This is a genomic window from Nonomuraea sp. NPDC003727, from assembly GCF_053586935.1.
In genome coordinates this window covers 194327-212004 of sequence record NZ_JBSFNE010000011.1, presented here as the reverse complement: position 1 = coordinate 212004, position 17678 = coordinate 194327, and the positions used below count along the sequence as shown (strand labels likewise).

The 17678-nt window shown below is 69.6% G+C and carries 15 protein-coding genes; 11 read left to right on the top strand and 4 right to left on the bottom strand.

Annotation, left to right across the window (positions count from 1 at the left end):
* Window positions 1-40 precede the first annotated feature (40 nt).
* Genes ACWDLG_RS28090 through ACWDLG_RS28080 form a run of 3 tightly spaced genes read right to left on the bottom strand, consistent with a single transcriptional unit; the run spans window position 41 to window position 4889 of the window.
* Window positions 41-1396: a family 2B encapsulin nanocompartment shell protein gene (locus ACWDLG_RS28090; protein WP_449925411.1), complete on the bottom strand. Its 1356-nt coding sequence runs from the start codon at window positions 1394-1396 to the stop codon at window positions 41-43.
* A complete protein-coding gene (locus ACWDLG_RS28085; RefSeq protein WP_449925408.1) occupies window positions 1393-3519 on the bottom strand; it encodes a terpene synthase family protein in 2127 nt (708 codons plus the stop codon). The genes ACWDLG_RS28090 and ACWDLG_RS28085 overlap by 4 nt, the downstream gene beginning before the upstream one ends.
* Window positions 3519-4889, bottom strand: coding sequence for a family 2B encapsulin nanocompartment shell protein (locus ACWDLG_RS28080; protein ID WP_449925405.1), 1371 nt, complete (start codon window positions 4887-4889; stop codon window positions 3519-3521). Before ACWDLG_RS28080 ends, ACWDLG_RS28085 begins: the two co-directional genes overlap by 1 nt.
* 131 nt (window positions 4890-5020) lie before the next feature.
* On the opposite strand from ACWDLG_RS28080, the gene ACWDLG_RS28075 reads away from it, so the two are divergent.
* The 4 genes from ACWDLG_RS28075 (at window position 5021) to ACWDLG_RS28060 (ending at window position 9681) form a co-directional block, all read left to right on the top strand.
* Complete coding sequence (locus tag ACWDLG_RS28075; RefSeq protein ID WP_449925402.1) at window positions 5021-6178, top strand: acyltransferase family protein; 1158 nt, start codon at window positions 5021-5023, stop codon at window positions 6176-6178.
* A 97-nt stretch (window positions 6179-6275) separates the two neighbouring features.
* A complete protein-coding gene (dop, locus tag ACWDLG_RS28070) occupies window positions 6276-7790 on the top strand; it encodes a depupylase/deamidase Dop (protein ID WP_449925399.1) in 1515 nt (504 codons plus the stop codon).
* 675 nt (window positions 7791-8465) lie between these two features.
* Window positions 8466-8675, top strand: coding sequence for a ubiquitin-like protein Pup (locus tag ACWDLG_RS28065; RefSeq protein ID WP_354906981.1), 210 nt, complete (start codon window positions 8466-8468; stop codon window positions 8673-8675).
* Between the two features lie 22 nt (window positions 8676-8697).
* Entirely contained in the window at window positions 8698-9681 is a 984-nt protein-coding gene (locus ACWDLG_RS28060) for an endonuclease domain-containing protein (RefSeq protein ID WP_449925395.1), read from the top strand.
* A 31-nt stretch (window positions 9682-9712) separates the two neighbouring features.
* Here ACWDLG_RS28060 and ACWDLG_RS28055 read toward each other — a convergent pair whose 3' ends face one another.
* Complete coding sequence (locus ACWDLG_RS28055; protein ID WP_449925392.1) at window positions 9713-10729, bottom strand: DNA polymerase IV; 1017 nt, start codon at window positions 10727-10729, stop codon at window positions 9713-9715.
* A 222-nt stretch (window positions 10730-10951) separates the two neighbouring features.
* On the opposite strand from ACWDLG_RS28055, the gene prcB reads away from it, so the two are divergent.
* The 7 genes from prcB (at window position 10952) to ACWDLG_RS28020 (ending at window position 17677) form a co-directional block, all read left to right on the top strand.
* On the top strand, window positions 10952-11767 hold the full coding sequence (prcB, locus tag ACWDLG_RS28050) for a proteasome subunit beta (protein WP_354907171.1): 816 nt from the start codon (window positions 10952-10954) through the stop codon (window positions 11765-11767).
* Between the two features lie 21 nt (window positions 11768-11788).
* Window positions 11789-12541 (top strand): proteasome subunit alpha, encoded by a 753-nt coding sequence (prcA, locus tag ACWDLG_RS28045; protein ID WP_449925811.1) that lies wholly within the window; start codon window positions 11789-11791, stop codon window positions 12539-12541.
* A gap of 233 nt (window positions 12542-12774) precedes the next feature.
* Window positions 12775-13296, top strand: coding sequence for a hypothetical protein (locus tag ACWDLG_RS28040; RefSeq protein ID WP_449925390.1), 522 nt, complete (start codon window positions 12775-12777; stop codon window positions 13294-13296).
* Between the two features lie 239 nt (window positions 13297-13535).
* Window positions 13536-14894 (top strand): Pup--protein ligase, encoded by a 1359-nt coding sequence (gene pafA / locus ACWDLG_RS28035; RefSeq protein ID WP_449925387.1) that lies wholly within the window; start codon window positions 13536-13538, stop codon window positions 14892-14894.
* 116 nt (window positions 14895-15010) lie between these two features.
* The gene (locus ACWDLG_RS28030) at window positions 15011-15910 is read left to right on the top strand and encodes an FKBP-type peptidyl-prolyl cis-trans isomerase (protein ID WP_449925384.1); all 900 of its coding nucleotides are present in this window, start codon (window positions 15011-15013) and stop codon (window positions 15908-15910) included.
* A 63-nt stretch (window positions 15911-15973) separates the two neighbouring features.
* Window positions 15974-16867 (top strand): FKBP-type peptidyl-prolyl cis-trans isomerase, encoded by an 894-nt coding sequence (locus ACWDLG_RS28025; protein ID WP_449925381.1) that lies wholly within the window; start codon window positions 15974-15976, stop codon window positions 16865-16867.
* 177 nt (window positions 16868-17044) lie between these two features.
* Complete coding sequence (locus ACWDLG_RS28020) at window positions 17045-17677, top strand: helix-turn-helix transcriptional regulator (RefSeq protein ID WP_449925378.1); 633 nt, start codon at window positions 17045-17047, stop codon at window positions 17675-17677.
* The last annotated feature ends 1 nt before the right edge of the window (window position 17678 follow it).

The following is a 17678-nucleotide window of genomic DNA, read 5'->3' as shown; positions in this document are numbered from 1 at the left end:
GGCCGCCGTCACGGCGACCCGCCACCCGCGTCCTACCCCGTCAGCCGACCTCGACGCTCTCCAGCACGCCGAGCGCGTCCGGCACCAGCACCGCGGCCGAGTGGTAGGCCGACACCAGGTACGACATCACCGCCCGGTCGCTGATGCCGGCCAGCCGCACCGACACCCCTGGCTCCCACTCGTCCGGCAGGCCCGTACGGCGCAGCCCCACCACGCCCTGGTCGTCCTGACCCAGGCGCATCGCCATGATCGAGGTCAGCCCCCGATCCGAGATCGGGATCTTGTCGCACGGCAGCACCGGCACACCCCGCCAGGCGATCACCGTCCCGCCCGGCACCTCCGCCGTCGACGGGTACACCCCGCGCGCGTTGCACTGCCTGCCGAAGGCCGCGATCGCCCGCGGATGCGCCAGGAAACAGTGCGTCTTGCGGCGCCGGGCCAGCAGATCGTCCAGATCGTCCGGCGTCGGAGGACCGGACCTGGTGTGCAGCCGCTGCCGCAGATCGGCGTTGTGCAACAGCCCGAACTCCCGGTTGTTGACCAGTTCGTGCTCCTGCCGCTCCCGCAGCGCCGCCACCGTCAACCGCACCTGCTGCTCCACCTGATCCATCGGATCGCTGTACAGGTCGGCCACCCTGGTGTGGATCCGCAGGACCGTCTGCGCCACACTCAGCTCGTACACCCGGGGCGCCAGGTCGTAGTCGACGAACGTGCCCGGCAGCAGCGCCTCGCCCACGTGCCCGGCCGACAGCGCCACCTCCGCCTCGCCGTGCCTGTTCTGCGGCCTGGCCGTACCCGAAGGCGCCAGATGCGCGGCCAGGCTGGGGGAGCGGTCCAGCAGCGCCCGCCACGCCGGGCCGGGCAGCGCCAGCACCGTGGCCGCCGTGACCGTCCGCACCGTGTACGGCCAGCCGGGCGAGCCGCCCGCCAGCAGCGCGTCGCCCAGATGGTCGCCGTCGGCCAGCCGGCCCAGCTCGGCCCGGCCGTCGTAGGCGCCCTGCACCGACGTGGCCAGCTTGCCGTGCGCCACCAGCAGCAGCTCCTCGACCGGCGCGCCCTCCTCGGCGATCACCTGCCCTGGCTCGTACTCCCGCTGCTCGAACAACGCCGCCAGCTCCGCCAGCACCTCGGCGTCGGCGAACCCCCGCAACGCGGGCAGCTCGCACAGCTCGCCGGGCACCACCCGCACGTCGGCGCCGGTCGAGACGAAACTCACCCGGCCGTCACCGACCCGGTAGGACAGGCGACGGTTGACCCGGAAGGCGCCACCCGTCACCTCGATCCACGGCAGCACCCGCAGCAGATGCCGCGGGGTGATCTCCTGCATGAACGGCACGGACTTGGTGGTCGTCGCCAGATTCCTGGCCGCCGCCGTGCTCAGGCTCAAGGCGGTCACGAGGCGACCCTCCCCAGCAGCGTCCCGATCCTGGTGCCGGCCGTGCCCAGCCCGGTCGGGCCGGCCACCCACCGGGTGCCCCTCAACGTCGGCTCGTCATAGCGCCTGCACTCCCGGTGCCAGCGCAGGATGGCCGCCATCCAGTCCTGCAGCTCGACCACGTACGCGGCCACCGACGCCCGCACGTCCGCATCGGCGTCGACTCCGTCGAGCAGCGCCGGCAGATCCACCTCGGCCGCCTTCTGGAACTGCCGCATCCTGGCCGCCATCAGCGAGCCCACCAGTTCGGCAGCCCTGGGCGCGTCGCAGTCGAAGAACGTCTGCATCACCAGCACCATGTTGTGCAGCTCGCCCTCGAACTCGATCTCCTTCTGGTAGGAGAACAGGTCGTTGAGCAGGCAGGCGTAGTCCTGCGCCGCGTCGACCAGCGCCGTCATCGGCCGCGACCCCCACACCCGCGCGGGGATCGAGCGCCCAGGCTCCAGCCGCGCCAGCGCCATCGTCATGTCCGAACCGAACGTCCTGCGCCGCATCTCCAGGTAGTCGACCGGATCGGGCACCCGGTTCTGGATGTGGTTGGCCAGCTCCCACACCCAGCTGTCGGTCATCCGCTCGACCGCCGACCTGAACTCCGCCCGCTGGTCCGGCGCCATCGGCTCGGCCGTACGGAGCCACAGATCGGCCAGGCCACGCTCCACCGGATTGGCCGCCACCGCCGTCACCACCAGATCCAGCGGCATGAACGCCGACAGGCGCCGGTTGAACGCCTTGGCCCCCACGAAGTCCTTCGACCGGCCGAACACCGCCGGCAGGTAGTCGTCGCCGTAGGTGCCCCAGCTCAGCCAGTCGGTCGCCAGGACCAGCGCCTCCAGGCCCGCGTCCGGATCGATGCCCGCCGCGCACAACGCCAGGTCGTAGCCGTCGTGACCGGCCCGGTCCCACACCAGCGTGTAGAAGCCCATCGCCTCGGCGAAGTCGAGCGTCGCCCGGCGCGCCGCCTCCAGGTGCGGGTTGTCCCGCACCGCGAACGGCATGGGGATCTCCGGCAGCGGCAGCGGACCCACCCGCTGGTACGGCACGTGCACGTGGTTGCGCAGCCCGCCCGGCCCCATGACATGGCGCGGCGAGACGCGCAACCCCGTCCGGCCACCGCCGTTCATGTACCGGTTGGAGCGCATGTGCCACTCGTGGCCGCCCGACTGCCAGTCCTGCAGCCCCCGCGCGTAACGCAGCACCGCCTCCTGCTCGTGCGGCAGCAGCGCCTGCTCGGCGAACAGCACCGGCAGCTCGGTGAACGTCGTGTGCTCGAACACGTGCAGGCGAGAGGTCAGCAGATCATTGGTGATCTCCGCCGCCTTCTGCGTGTCACAGCCGAGGAAGCGCTCCACCACCAGCACGCAGTTGGACAGCTCGCCCTCCTCCTCCACCTCGCGCTGGTAGGAGAACAGGTCGTTGCGCAGGTGCACCGCGTCGGCGAACGTCTCCGTCAGCACCCTGACCGGACGGCTGCCCGCCACCCGCTCCGGCACCTCCGCGCCCACCGCGTGCTCGACCAGGCACGCCGACCACGGAGCGCCGCCCACCTTGCGGCGCTCCTCGATGTACTCGATCGGGTTAGAGACCTGGCCGTCCTCGATGTGGAACAGCTCCCACATCGACTCCTGCATCAGCTCGTGGTTGGCCCTGGTGAAGCGCTCCCGCCACCGGTCCGACATGCCGGGCACGGTACGCGCCCACAGATCCCGCAACCCCTTCTCCGCCGGGTTGGACGGCTCCGGCGGATCGTCGGTCATGAACAGATCGAGCCGATCCAGATACGCCTGGGCGCCCGCCACGTCCCTCGTCCGCTTGAAGATCTCCAGGAAGTGGTCGTCGAAGAAGAACACCCACACGTACCAGTCGGTGACCAGGTCCAGCTCTTCGGCGTCGCACTCCGGATGGGTGTAGGCGCACAGCAGGCCGTAGTCCATGCCGTCGAACCTGCGCTCCTCCCAGATCTCCGGATCGTCCAGCATGCCCATCTCCCGCGCCCACTCCTTGGTGTGGACGCGGGCCGACTCGACATGCGGATTCAGCCTGGCCGGATACGGGCAGTAGAAGTCGGGCAGCTCGAAGGGCCCCATCAGCCGACTTCGACGCTTTCCAGGATGCCCAGCGCGTCGGGCACCAGCACCGCCGCCGAGTAGTACGTCGTCACCAGGTAGGAGATGACCGCCTGGTCGTTGATGCCCATGAACCGCACCGACAGGCCCGGCTGGTACTCGTCCGGCAGACCCGTCCGGTGCAGGCCGATCACGCCCTGGTTCGCCTCGCCCAGCCGCATCGCCATGATCGAGGTGACGCCCCTGTCGCTCACCGGGATCTTGTTACAGGGCAGCACCGGAATGCCCCGCCAGGCCGGCACGCTCTGCCCCCCGTACTCGGTGTTGGCCGGGTACAGGCCACGGGCGTTGCACTCGCGGGCGAAGGCCGCGATCGCCCGCGGATGGGCCAGGAAGACCGCCGGGTCCTTCCACACCTTGGCCAGCAGCTCGTCCATGTCGTCCGGCGTCGGCGGGCCGCTGCGCGTGTGGACGCGCTGCTTCAGGTCGGCGTTGTGCAGCAGGCCGAACTCCCTGTTGTTGACCAGCTCGTCCTCCTGCCGCTCCCGCAACGCCTCGATGGTCAGCCGCAGCTGCTGCTCGGTCTGGTTCATCGGCTCGTTGTACAGATCGGCCACCCGCGTGTGCACCCGCAGGATCGTCTGCGCCACGCTCAGCTCGTACTGCCTGGGCGCCAGCTCGTAGTCGACGAACGTGCCCGGCAGCCGCGGCTCGCCCACATGGCCGGCCGCCAGCGCGATGGCCGCCTCACCGTGGGCGTTCTGCTCGTGCCCGTCGCTGCTCGCCACGCTCTCCAGCCGCTCGCGCAACGGCTCCCACAGCGCCCTGACCTCGGCCAGCGCCTGGGCCGACAGCGTCAGCACCGTGCACGCCGTCACCGCCGTCGCCGTGTAGTCCCACTGGCCCTCCTGGGAGACCAGGACCTCCTCGCCCAGGTAGTCGCCGTCGGCCAGCACCCCCAGCACCGTCTCGTGGTCGTAGGCGCCCGGCGCGACCTTGCGGACCTTGCCGTGGGCGATCAGCACGACCGCGTCGCGCGGACGGCCCGCCTCCACGATCGTCTCGCCCGGCTCCACCTCCCGCTGGGTGAAGCGGCCCGCCAGCGCCGCCAGCGCGTCGTGGTCGTCGAAGCCGCGCAGCGCGGGCAGCTCGGTCAGCTCGCCGGGGATGACGCGGATGCTCGCCCCCGTCGAGGTGAAGGTCACCCGCCCGTCGCCCACCGCGTACGTCAGCCGCCTGTTGACCCGGTAGACGCCGCCGATCGCCTGCACCCACGGCAGCGCCCGCAGCAGGTGCCGCGAGGTGATCTCCTGCATCTGCGGCACCGACTTGGTCGTCGTCGCCAGGTTGCGTGCCGCCGCTGTACTGAGGCTGAGCTGGTCGTCGGTCATTCCCTCACCTGTTCGCTCGGAGATGTGGCCACGTAAAGTTATCTACTGAACACGCAAAGTAAAACCCTGTTGGCAGCAAAGTCTCAGGGGACACATGGAACCCAACCGTCACAAGATCGCGTCAAAGGGGCGTGCGCAGACGACCAATGGCCGCGAGGCCCGCTCATCCGGGCGGCAGGCTCGCGGAACTCGACCTCCTCCGCTTCATCGCCGCCATGGCCGTCCTCGCCTTCCACTTCTTCGTCGCCTTCGCCTCCGTCTGGGGACAGCGGCCCTCGACGCTCTTCCCCTGGATCGCTCCCGTGGCCGGCCTCGGCATCCTCGGCGTCGAACTGTTCTTCGTCATCAGCGGCTTCGTCATCCTCATGACCGTGTGGGGGCGCGGGCTCGGCGCGTTCGCCTGGTCCAGGTTCGTCCGGCTGTACCCGGCCTACTGGGTCAGCCTGGCCGCCGTCGCGCTGGTGTACGGCGTGCTCGCCGCCAAGCCCCTCGACCCGAAGCTGTCGGTCTCCGGCTACCTGGTCAACGCCACCATGCTCCAGCGCCTGTTCGACGTGACCGACGCCATGGGGGTCTACTGGTCACTGTGGGCCGAGCTGCGCTTCTACCTGCTCATCTCGGTCGTGGTGATCGTCGGCGTCACCTACCGGCGGATCCTGGTCTTCATGAGCGTCTGGCTCGCCGCCGCCCTGGCGCTGGTCGTCCCCCGCTGGTTCGGCCTCGAGGCGGCCCTGCTCGACAACGAGATCCTCACCGAGACCGTCATGCCCGCCTACGCCGGATACTTCGTCGCCGGCATGGCCCTCTACCTCATCCACCGGCACGGCTCGGCCTGGCTGCCCTGGCTGCTGTTCGGCCTGTCATGGGTCCTGGCCATCGACTCGGCCATCGGCCGCGTCGCCAGGCGCATCGAGGCGGCGGGCTTCGCGGCCATGCCCGTCACCGAGACGGGCGTGGTCTTCACCATCACGCTGATCTTCGCCGTCATGGCCATGGTCGCGCTCGGCTACTTCCGCATGCCGTCCTCGCCCGTCCTGACCGCGCTCGGCGGCACCACCTACCCGCTCTACCTCTTCCACAGCGTCGTGGCCGTCGCCCTCATCCCGCCCCTCGTCGGCACCATGCCCGCATGGGCGCTGGGCGCGCTCGCCACCTTCATCACCCTCCTCTTGTCGTATCTTGTCTATTCCTGTGCCGAACGTCCTATTCAGCGGCTTCTGCGGCCACGCCGCACCCCGCAAAGCCCGCCAATGCCCGCCGTACGGGTGGAAAAGGCGTCGGTGCCATAACTCTGTGGCCCTGAGGGACTGTGAAGGGCATAGGCTCGGGCATATAAACGGCGGATAGACAGACCGGACTCTGTAGGCCGGACCACGAGAGGTGCGCATGACGGTGCGTCGGGTGATGGGCATCGAGACCGAGTACGGGATCTCCGTACCCGGCCAGCCGGGCGCCAACGCGATGGTGACCTCCTCCCAGGTCGTGAACGCCTACCTGGCCGCCTCGGCCGCCAGGGCGCGCAGGGCGCGCTGGGACTTCGAGGAGGAGAACCCGCTCCGTGACGCCCGTGGCTTCGATCTCGCCCGCGAGGTCGCCGACCCCAGCCAGCTGACCGACGAGGACCTCGGCCTGGCCAACGTCATCCTCACCAACGGCGCCCGCCTCTACGTCGACCACGCCCACCCCGAGTACTCCACGCCCGAGGTCACCAACCCGCGTGCCGCCGTCATCTGGGACAAGGCGGGCGAAAGGGTCATGTACGACGCCACCATGCGCGCCTCGTCCATCCCCACCAACGCCCCCATCCAGCTCTACAAGAACAACACCGACGCCAAGGGCGCCTCCTACGGCTGCCACGAGAACTACCTCATGCGGCGCGCCACCCCCTTCGCCGACATCGTCCGCCACCTGACCCCCTTCTTCGTCTCCCGGCAGGTCGTCGTCGGCGCCGGCAAGGTCGGCATCGGGCAGGACTCCCGCGGCGAAGGCTTCCAGATCAGCCAGCGCGCCGACTTCTTCGAGGTCGAGGTCGGGCTGGAGACCACGCTCAAGCGGCCCATCATCAACACCCGCGACGAGCCGCACGCCGACCCGGAGAAGTACCGCAGGCTCCACGTCATCATCGGCGACGCCAACATGTCGGAAATTTCGACATATCTGAAGCTCGGGACCACGGCCCTCGTCCTCGCCATGATCGAGGACAACTTCCTCACCCGCGACCTCGCCGTCGAAAACCCCGTCCAGGCCCTGCGCGCCGTCTCCCACGACCCCACCTGCCGCTACGAGATCCCCATGCGCGACGGGCGCAAGCTCACCGCCATCCAGCTGCAGATGGAATACCTCGAACAGGCCCGCAAGTACGTCGAGGAACGCGGCACCGCCACCGAGGAGATGAACAAGGACATCCTCGACCGCTGGGAATCCGTCCTCACCCGCCTGGCCGAAGACCCCATGCAGCTCGCCCGCGAACTCGACTGGGTCGCCAAGCTCGAACTCCTCGAGGGCTACCGCACCCGCGACGGCCTCGCCTGGTCCCACCCCAGACTCCAGCTCGTCGACCTCCAGTACTCCGACATCAGGCCCGACCGCGGCCTCTACAACCGCCTCGTCGCCCGCGGACGCATGCAGCGCCTCGTCACCGAGGAACAGGTCCAGCGCGCCGTCGAGAACCCGCCCACCGACACCCGCGCCTACTTCCGCGGCCGCTGCCTGCGCCAGTACAGCGAATCCGTCGCCGCCGCCTCCTGGGACTCTGTCATCTTCGACATCCCGGGCCGCGAATCCCTTCAGCGCGTGCCCACCCTCGAGCCGCTGCGCGGCACCAAGAGCCACGTCGGCGAGCTCTTCGACCGCTGCCGCACCGCCGCCGACCTCGTCGCCGCCCTCACCGGGAGCGAATGATCCAGCGCCGCCCCCGGCCGTCCCGGCAGGGTGGAGGTTCACCTGGGAGGCCTGCCGTATCTCCGCCCATTCCGGCGGCCCCTGGTGGTCCCTGGAAGGGTGGGGCTCACCCGGGAGGCTTGCTGTATCTCCACCCACCCCCGGCGGCCCTGGTGGTCCCTGGAGGGGTCTTCCGGGAGGTCCCACCCACGCGCCGGTCAGGCCGGCCAGCGTGGATGGCCGGACGTGCGCGTCCAGCGCGTCCCAGAGGCGCCGAGGGGCCGAACCAGAGCAGGGGGTCGAGGTGTTGCCACGGGCGAAGCCGCGTCGGTCGCGTGTGGCCAGGCCCGGCGGTTCCCGGGCGGATCGTCGCGGGGTGGGCGGCGCAGGTGGGGGAGGGGAGGCGCGTTGCCCCTGTCCACGGTGATCGCCGAACGGGCGCCGTCGCGGCGCGCCACCACGCGCCCCGAGAAGCGCACGGAGGACCACGGCGGCGCACGACGGCGGTCGGCGCCCTCCCGTGCGGAGCCGTACGGGCCGGATCGGCCGCGGACGGCGCCCCTGCGGCTCCAGCAGCGAGATGCCCAGATTCATCCCAGTCAACAGTTCACGAAGATCGCCGGACTCGGCGCGCGAAATGTCGCCCGGTTCGGGGAAGATAGCCAGTAGAGGCAGTCCCCCAAGCGGAGGAAGATCATGGCGAACAGGGACACCGGCGGTCAGAAGCAGACTGGTCGTCGCGAGACCGAGGTCGAGGAGACCGAGGCCTCGGCGGCCGGCGATGTGCAGGAGCGCCAGGAGAAGCTGACCGACGACGTCGACGCGATTCTGGACGAAATCGACGAAGTTCTCGAAGAGAACGCAGAGGAATTCGTGCGCAGCTACGTCCAAAAGGGCGGGGAGTAGGGCAAAGCGGACACCGAGAGGGGTGGAAGTGCCCGACGGGGGTAAGCGGTGCCCGGATTGTGGTGAGACCAAGGCGGTCTCCGAGTTCGGGCTCAACAAGCGCATGGCCGACGGCCTCGCGCGGTACTGCAAAGCCTGCTTTCGGGCGAAATATGCCAAGAGTTATCGCAAGCGCAAGGCTGCGCAGGGCAAGGCTGTGCGCGAGCGGGTCGAGGTCCCCGAAGGGCACAAACGGTGCCCGCGGTGTGAGCAGATCAAAGAAGTGGCTGAGTTCGGACGGAACCGATCGGAGAAGTCGGGACTGACCGCCTACTGCAAGCCGTGTCACACGCAGACCATGCGTGAGATCAAGATCAAGAACTACGGCAGCGAGAGGAACTATCACCTCAAGCGCCGCTACGGCATCACCGAGGACGACTACGAGCGGATGCTCGCCCGGCAGGGCGGGCTCTGCGCCATCTGTCAGGTGGTGCCGGGCACGCACGTCGACCACTGCCACGCGAGCGGCCTGGTGCGCGGCGTGCTGTGCTTCAACTGCAACAACGCGCTGGGTCACTTCCAGGACGACGTCGTGCTCATGGAGGTGGCGGCGCACTATCTCGACGGGGTGGTGCTCTGGCCGGATTTCGTGATCCCGCCCGAGCGCGGGAGCGGGCCGGTGGCGCCGACGCGGACCTATCACCTGTCGCGGCGCTACGGGATGCGCCATGAGGACGTGGAGCGGATGATCGGCGACCAGCACGGGTTGTGCGCGGTCTGCTGGGATCGCCCGCCGGAGCATGTGGATCACTGTCATCGCTCGGGTGCGGTGCGGTTCGCGTTGTGCCTGCCGTGCAATACGGGGATCGGCCAGTTCAGGGATGACGCGACGGTCGTGTGGCGGGCGGTCGCGTATCTGGAGGCGACCTTCGTGGAGTGGGAGCTCGACGAGGAGGAACTGGAGGAGTTGGCTCGCCTGGAGGACGCGCGGTGGTCGGAGTTCCTGTCGCGGGCGGTGCCGGTCTAGCGGCGGGGTCGCGGGCCGGTTCGGTTCGGTTCTAGGCGTATTCGACGGAGACGCCGAGGAGGCGGACGGGGCGGTCGTGCGGGAAGCGGCCGAAGATCGTGTGGGCGGTCTGTTCGATGGTGTCCGCGTCGAGGGTGGGCTCGGGGAGTTTGGCCTGCTTGGTGTGGGTGGTGAAGGGGGAGAAGCGGACCTTCACCGTGACGCGGATGACGGGGCGGCCGTCGGTCTCGCCGGCCAGGCGGCGGGCGAGGGTGGTGATGTGGTCGCGCATGGCGGCCGGGTCGGTGAGGTCGCGGGTGAAGGTGGTCTCGTGGCTGTGGCCGCGCGGGACCCAGGGGGTGCTGGTGACGGTGGTCTCGCCCTTGCCGAGGGCGAGGTAGCGCAGCCAGGGGCCGTTGGTGGGCCCGAAGTGGGCGGCCAGGTGGGCGGGGTCGGCGGCGGCGAGCTGGGCGACGGTGTGGAGGCCGAGGTCGGCGAGTTTCCGGCCGGTTTTGGGGCCGATTCCCCAGAGGGCGGTGGTGGGGCGCTCGCCCATGGTGGTGTGCCAGGTGTCGGTGGTGAGCCGTGAGACGCCTGCCGGCTTGTGGGCCTGGGCGGCGAGTTTGGCCTGGTGCTTGTTGTCGCCGATGCCGATGGAGCAGGTGAGTCCGGTGGCGTCGGTGACGGCGTGCTGGATGTCCCGGGCGAGCGTTTCGGGGTCGTCGGTGGTGGCGCCGAGGAAGGCCTCGTCGAGGCCCCAGACTTCGACGGTGACGGGGAAGGTGCGCAGGACGGCCATGACGGCGGCGCTGGCGGCTTCGTAGGCGGGTGGGTCGGTGGGCAGGTAGACGGCGTCGGGGCAGCGTCTGTGGGCGGTGCGCATGGGGATGCCGGAGTGCACGCCGTACTGGCGGGCCTCGTAGGAGGCGGTGGCGACGACGGTGCGGGGGGTGGTGGGGTCGCCGTTGCCGCCGATGACGACCGGGCGGCCGTGGAGTTCCGGGTTGCGCAGGATCTCGACGGCGGCCATGAAGGCGTCGAGGTCGACGTGGAGCACCCAGTCCCGCATGGGGTCCAGTATGACCGGCGGCGGTGGGGCGGGCCTCGGGTGTCGTGGGGAGGGCCGGTGCCGGCGGGGGTGTCGCCGTTGTGGCGGGCGGCAGATGGTTCGCGCTGAGCTGATCGTGGGAAGTGCATGCAACAGCACAACATGAGTAGGGTCTGGCCTAAGGACACTGAGGTTTTTGGAGGGAGTCGCGTGGCACCGCACAGGGATCTGCCCGCCGGCTTGATGAGCCAGCTCTTCGTGAACAACGGAAGTTCCTCGTTCTCCGAGTTCGTCGGCAGGCATGCTCCTGACCTGCTGCCGACGCGCGCACAGACGCTGGCCACGCCGATCGGTGACCAGGTTCCGCACGCGACCACGATCGTCGCCGCGACCTGCGCCGGCGGGGTGGTGATGGCCGGTGACCGCCGGGCCACGTCGGGAAACGTGATCTCGCAGCGCGACATCCAGAAGGTGTTCAGGACCGACGACTATTCCTGCATGGGGATCGCGGGTACGGCCAGCACGGGCATCGAGATGGCCAGGCTGTACCGGGTGGAGCTGGAGCACTACGAGAAGATGGAGGGTCGCACGCTGTCGGTGGCCGGTAAGGCCAACAGGCTGGCGACGATGATCCGCGGCAACCTGGCGATGGCGATGCAGGGCCTGGTGGTGGTGCCGCTGTTCGCCGCCTACGACGAGCAGCGGGACGCGGGGCGGATCTTCGGCTACGACGTGGCGGGCGGACCGTACGAGCGGGACAGGTTCGACGCGATCGGCTCGGGTTCGATCTTCGCGCGTGGTGCGTTGAAGAAGCTGTACCGGGACAACGCGTCGGCCGACGACATCGTGATGGCGACGATCCAGGCGTTGTACGACGCCGCGGACGACGACTCGGCCACCGGTGGGCCGGATGTGACCAGGAAGATCTGGCCCGTGGTCGCGGTCGTCGACGCCGACGGTTTCCGTCGCCTGAGTGACGACGAGGTCGCCGCCGTGGTCGAGCGGATGCTCGCGGAGCGGATGATCTCCCCTGACGGTCCCATCGCCCCGCTGTCCTAGAAAGGACCTCCCGACATGTCCATGCCTTTTGGATATGCGTCGCCCGAGCAGATCATGCGCGACAAGGCGGACTACGCGCGTAAGGGCATCGCGCGTGGCCGCAGCGTGGTGGTGCTGCAGTATGTCGACGGCATCCTGTTCGTGGCGCCGAATCCTTCGCGTGCGCTGCACAAGGTGAGCGAGATCTATGACCGGATCGGGTTCGCCGCGGTCGGCCGCTACAACGAGTTCGAGGAGTTGCGGCTGGGCGGCATCCGTTATGCCGACATCAACGGCTACACCTATGACCGTTCCGATGTGACGGGTCGTGGGCTGGCCAACCTGTACGCCTCCAACCTGGGCCGGATCTTCACCGAGTCGATCAAGTCGCTCGAGGTGGAGGTGGTGGTGGCCGAGGTGGGCGACACGCCCGACGGTGATGCGATCTACCGGTTGACCTTCGACGGTTCGGTGTTCGACGAGCACGGTTTCGCCGCGATGGGCGGTCAGGCGGAGGCGGTGGCGACCCGGCTGAAGGAGCGTTACAAGGAGGGCATGCCGCTGGCCGAGGCGCTGGAGGTGGCGCTGGCGGCGCTGACGGAGCCGGGCGGTGAGCGGCCGCCGGCGGGTCAGCTGGAGGTGGCGGTGCTCGACCGTAACCGGGAGCACCGCAAGTTCCTGCGGCTGACGGGGCGGCGGCTGGAGCGGTTGCTGCAGGAGGCGCCCGCGGCCGCGCCGCCGGCCGAGGCTCCGCCGACGGCGCCGGAGGCCGGTGCCGACGACGGCACCGAGTAGCCGCCGGCGGGCGCGTGGCGCCCGTTCGTGACAGGTCCTGTACGGCAAGCCGCACCACGGCCACCGGGGTCACCGGTGGCCGTCGGTCTTTTCACGCCACTGTGGCGGGACTTCGGCCGGGCGCGGTGACGTCGCCCGTCCATCCGGTAAACCTGCCGGGCGTCGATGTGATGGGGATCACACGATCTTTCGAGAACCGTGACCCCGCGTTCTGGATCAAAGCCGATGTGAAGATGACATTCCTCGCAGCCGGTGTGGTCGCGGCCGCCTGTTCGCTGGCCCTGACGTCGGGGGCGGCGCAGGCGGCGACCGGCGCCGTCCCGACGTTCGAGCAGCCGGAGACCTTCGGTACGAGCTTCCAGGCCGATCCGGGCCACGACTTCACCAAGGGCCTCCACCCCAGGCGTGACGGGATCCTCCGGGGCTGGATCACCCACGTCCGCAAGGACGGCACCGCCGAGTACGCGCCGATCAAGTGGAAGAGGGACAAGTACACCGAGGGGTACTTCGTCGGCCCGCCGGAGGGCGATGTGACGGCCTATGCCTCGCCGATCGCCAAGAAGGTGGTCTACCTCAGCGCCTTCGGGTGCAGTTCGCGCCAGTCGGCCATGACGGTCGACCGCAGGACGGGGCTGGGCAGCAAGAGCTGCTCGCGTTCCGTGCTCATGAAGCGGTCGGCCAAGCAGCAGACCCCCTCGCTGATCACGGTCTACAAGGGGCAGATCGTGAAGGTGCAGGAGATCTACACGCCGTGAGCGAGGTGGGACCGTCCGCGGGGGCGGCGGTCCCGCACCGCACTCCGGTGTTCGTTCGCGGGGCCGTCCGGTTGTCCGGGCGGCCCCGCACGCTGTTCCCGGGGCGCGGGGAGGTCGCGTGCCGTACCCGGGAATTCGGGGCCGCGGCGCGGGCTCGAGGGGCGGGCGCGCGGTTGAAAGAAAATCGAAACACGCGAAGATCTCTCCCGCTGGCGATTTCGGGGAACTAGTGTGAGGTGATGGATCGTCGCATCTTCGGGCTGGAGAACGAGTACGGCGTGACCTGCACGTTCAGGGGGCAGCGCAGGCTGTCGCCGGACGAGGTCGCCCGCTATCTGTTCCGCCGGGTCGTCTCCTGGGGCCGATCGAGCAATGTCTTCCTCCGCAACGGCGCGCGTCTGTATCTCGACGTGGGCAGCCACCCCGAATACGCAACACCAGAGTGTGACAACGTCATCGAGCTCGTCACCCACGACAAGGCGGGCGAGCGGATCCTCGAGGGGCTGCTGGTCGACGCCGAGAAGCGGCTGCGTGAAGAGGGCATCGCCGGTGACATCTACCTGTTCAAGAACAACACCGATTCGGCGGGCAACTCCTACGGTTGCCACGAGAACTATCTGGTCGGCCGGCACGGCGAGTTCGGCCGCCTGGCCGACGTGCTGATCCCGTTCCTGGTCACCCGGCAGATCATCTGCGGCGCCGGCAAGGTGCTGCAGACGCCGCGCGGCGCGGTCTACTGCGTCTCGCAGCGGGCCGAGCACATCTGGGAGGGCGTCTCCAGCGCCACGACCCGGTCCAGGCCGATCATCAACACGCGTGACGAGCCGCACGCCGACGCCGAGCGTTTCCGCAGGCTGCACGTCATCGTCGGCGACTCGAACATGAGCGAGGCGACGATGCTGCTGAAGGTCGGCGCCACCGATCTGGTGCTGCGGATGATCGAGGCGGGCACGGTCATGCGCGACCTGTCGCTGGAGAACCCGATCAGGGCGATCAGGGAGGTCTCCCACGACATGACGGGCCGGCGCAGGGTCCGCCTGGCCAACGGCAGGGAGGCCTCCAGCCTGGAGATCCAGCAGGAGTATCTGACCAAGGCGAAGGACTTCGTCGACCGGCGCGGCGGTGATCCCATCGCGCGCAGGGTGCTGGAGCTGTGGGAGCGCACGCTGCAGGCGGTCGAGACGGGCAATCTCGACCTGGTCTCGCGGGAGATCGACTGGGTGACGAAGTACCAGCTCATCGAGCGCTATCGGAAGAAGTACGACCTGCCGCTGTCCAGCCCGCGGGTGGCCCAGCTCGACCTGGCCTACCACGACGTGCACCGGCGGCGCGGGCTGTACTACCTGCTGCAGAAGCGCGGCGCGGTCGAGCGGGTGGCCTCCGATCTGAAGATCTTCGAGGCCAAGTCGGTGCCGCCGCAGACGACCAGAGCGCGCCTGCGGGGCGAGTTCATCCGCAAGGCGCAGGAGAAGCGGCGCGACTTCACCGTCGACTGGGTGCATCTCAAGCTGAACGACCAGGCGCAGCGCACGGTGCTGTGCAAGGATCCGTTCCGCAGCGTCGACGAGAGGGTGGACAAGCTGATCGCCGGAATGTAGCGCTGCTTTTGCCGTTTCCTTATCGGGGTCGTACGCGCTCTTCGGATAAGGTGGCGCGGACCTGTCCGACTCTCCTGGGGAACTCGATGCGCCGCCGCCTGGCCGTACTAGCAGCAGTGCCTTTGATCTTCGCCGCCGCGTGCGGCTCGCAGCAGACCGGCGGTGAAGCCGCCGCGGGGCCGAAGGTCACCGGGACCGTGGGCGCCAAACCCACGGTGACCTTCCCTGAGGGGAATCCGGCCAGCAAGTCGTCGCTGGAGGTGCTCAGCCCGGGCTCCGGCGCCGGCGTGGCGATGGGCGACACGGTGTTCGTGAACCTGTCGGTCTGGAGCTGGGACGGCAAGCAGAACACGCTCGAGGGCTCGACCTACGACACCAAGAAGACCGAGCCGATCACCGTCAACGCCCAGATGCCGAAGGTGATGATCGACGGCTTCGGCAAGACGAAGCTGGGCGGCCGGTTCATGACGGTCGTGGCCAACGACAGCTACACCCAGCAGGAGCTGGCGCAGGCCAAGCAGAACGGCATGGACACCTCCAAGCCGCGGGTGTTCGTCTTCGACCTGATCTCCACGCTGCCGAAGGCGGCCAACGGCACGGCCACCGACCCGGGCGTCAAGGGCGTGACGGTGGAGAGCCCCGGCGGTGACAAGGCTCCCACGCTGACGACCAAGACCGCGGCCAAGCCGCCGGCCAAGCTGGTCAAGGAGACGGTGATCGAGGGCACCGGGCCCGCGGTGAAGAAGGGCCAGTCGGTCGTGGTCCACTACACCGGCAAGCTGTGGGGCACCGACAAGCAGTTCGACTCCAGTTGGAGCCGGGAGCCGTTCACCGTGCAGGGGGTCGGCAGCGGCCAGGTCATCAAGGGCTGGGACCAGTCGCTGGAGGGCGCCAAGGTCGGCAGCCGCCTGCTGCTGGTGATCCCGCCGAACCTGGGCTACGGCGACACGCCCTCCGGTGAGATCCCGGCGGGCAGCACGCTGGTGTTCGTCGTCGACGTTCTGGGCGCTTACTGACGCGAAATCTGATAAACCAGTGGCCTGCCCCCGAAGGCCGCTGGTTCATCAGGGAGGACGTCCGTGCGCCTGCTCCTGCTGCTGGTCCCGCTGGCGCTGCTGACCGCCTGCACGGGCGTGTCCTCCGGTGACGATCTGGATCTCAAGGTGGGCGGCGAGTTCGGCCGCAAGCCGACGATCGTCTTCCCCGCGGGCAAGCCGTCGGCCGAGTTGCAGATCGACGAGCTGAGCGCGGGCAAGGGCGCGAAGCTGGCCAAGGACGACGTGGCGATCGTGCAGTACACGGCGCACGTCTGGGACGGCAGGGAGAACCGCCTGGTCGACTCCAGCTTCAACCGCGGCACGCCCGCCGCCTTCCCGGTGGGCCGGCTGCTGCCCGGCCTGGACAAGGCGCTGCAGGGGCGTGCCGTCGGCAGCAGGGTGATCGCCTCCATCCCGCCGGCCGAGGGGTTCGGCGCCAACCCGCCGCAGGGCATCGGCCCCGACGACGACCTGTTCTACGTGGTCGACATTCTCGGCGCGCACGCCAGGAACGCCCACGCCTCGGGCGCGGGCACGCTGGCCGGGGTCAGGGTGAGCGGGGGTGAGCGGCCGCGGCTGTCGATCCCGTCCGGTGTCGCGCCGCCGCGCGCGTTCGCGGCCAGGGTGCTCGAGCGCGGTGACGGGCCGAAGACGCGGGCCGGCCAGCTGCTGGTGACGCAGCACGAGGGCGCGGTGTGGGCCGGCGGTAAGGTCTTCGACTCCACCTGGAAGTCGGGCCAGCCGAAGGCGTTCACGATCGGCGAGGGCCGGGTCATCAAGGGGTGGGACCGGGCGCTGGTGGGGGTGCCGACCGGCAGCAGGGTGCTGATGATCGTCCCGCCGTCCTCGGGCTACGGCGCGACGGGGCATCCCCAGTTCGGCATCACCGGCGCCGACACGCTGGTGTTCGTCGTCGACGTCCTGGCCGCCTACTAGACGTCCTGGCCGCCTGCCGGACGTTCTGGCCGCCTGCCAGACGTTCTGGTCGCCTGCCGGCCGCCGGGCGGGGGTTCGGCCCCTGGTCCGGGCTCTGGTTCAGGCTCTGGTTCGGCCCGCGGCTCGGGCCCGGGTGCGGGCGCGGCTGCGGGCGCGGCGGCTCGTAGACTCCGGGCTGTGAGCGACCTCGAGGCCCTGTCCCAGTTGAGCGATCCCGTCCGCCGCGGCCTGTACGCCTACGTGGCGGCCCGGGGCGGCGAGGTGGGGCGCGGCGAGGCGGCCGAGGCGGTGGGGGTGTCGCGGACGCTGGCCGCCCACCACCTGGACAAGCTGGTGGAGGCGGGGCTGCTGGAGGCCGGGTTCCGGCCGCAGGAGCGCAAGGGGCCGGGCAGCGGCCGGCCCGCCAAGGTCTACCGGCGGGCGGCGGCCGAGCTGGCGGTGAGCCTGCCGCCGCGCGACTACGGCTCGCTCGCCTCGGTGCTGGCCGACGTGGTGGAGCTGCTCGGCGGCGAGGAGCAGGCCGAGCGGGCGGCGCGGGCGGCCGGCCGCCGTATCGCGGCGGGCGGGGGCGACGTGGTCGAGACGATGGGGGAGCGCGGTTACGAACCGTACGTCGAGGACGGCGTGGTCAGGCAGCGCAACTGCCCCTTCCACGCGCTGGCTCAGGACTACCCGCTGCTGGTGTGCTCGATGAACCTGGCGCTGTGCCAGGGGCTGCTGGAGGGGCTCGGCGAGGATTCCGGCAGGGCGGCGCTCGATCCGCGGCCGGGCGAATGCTGTGTGACTCTTTCTAAAACCAATGAGGATTGAC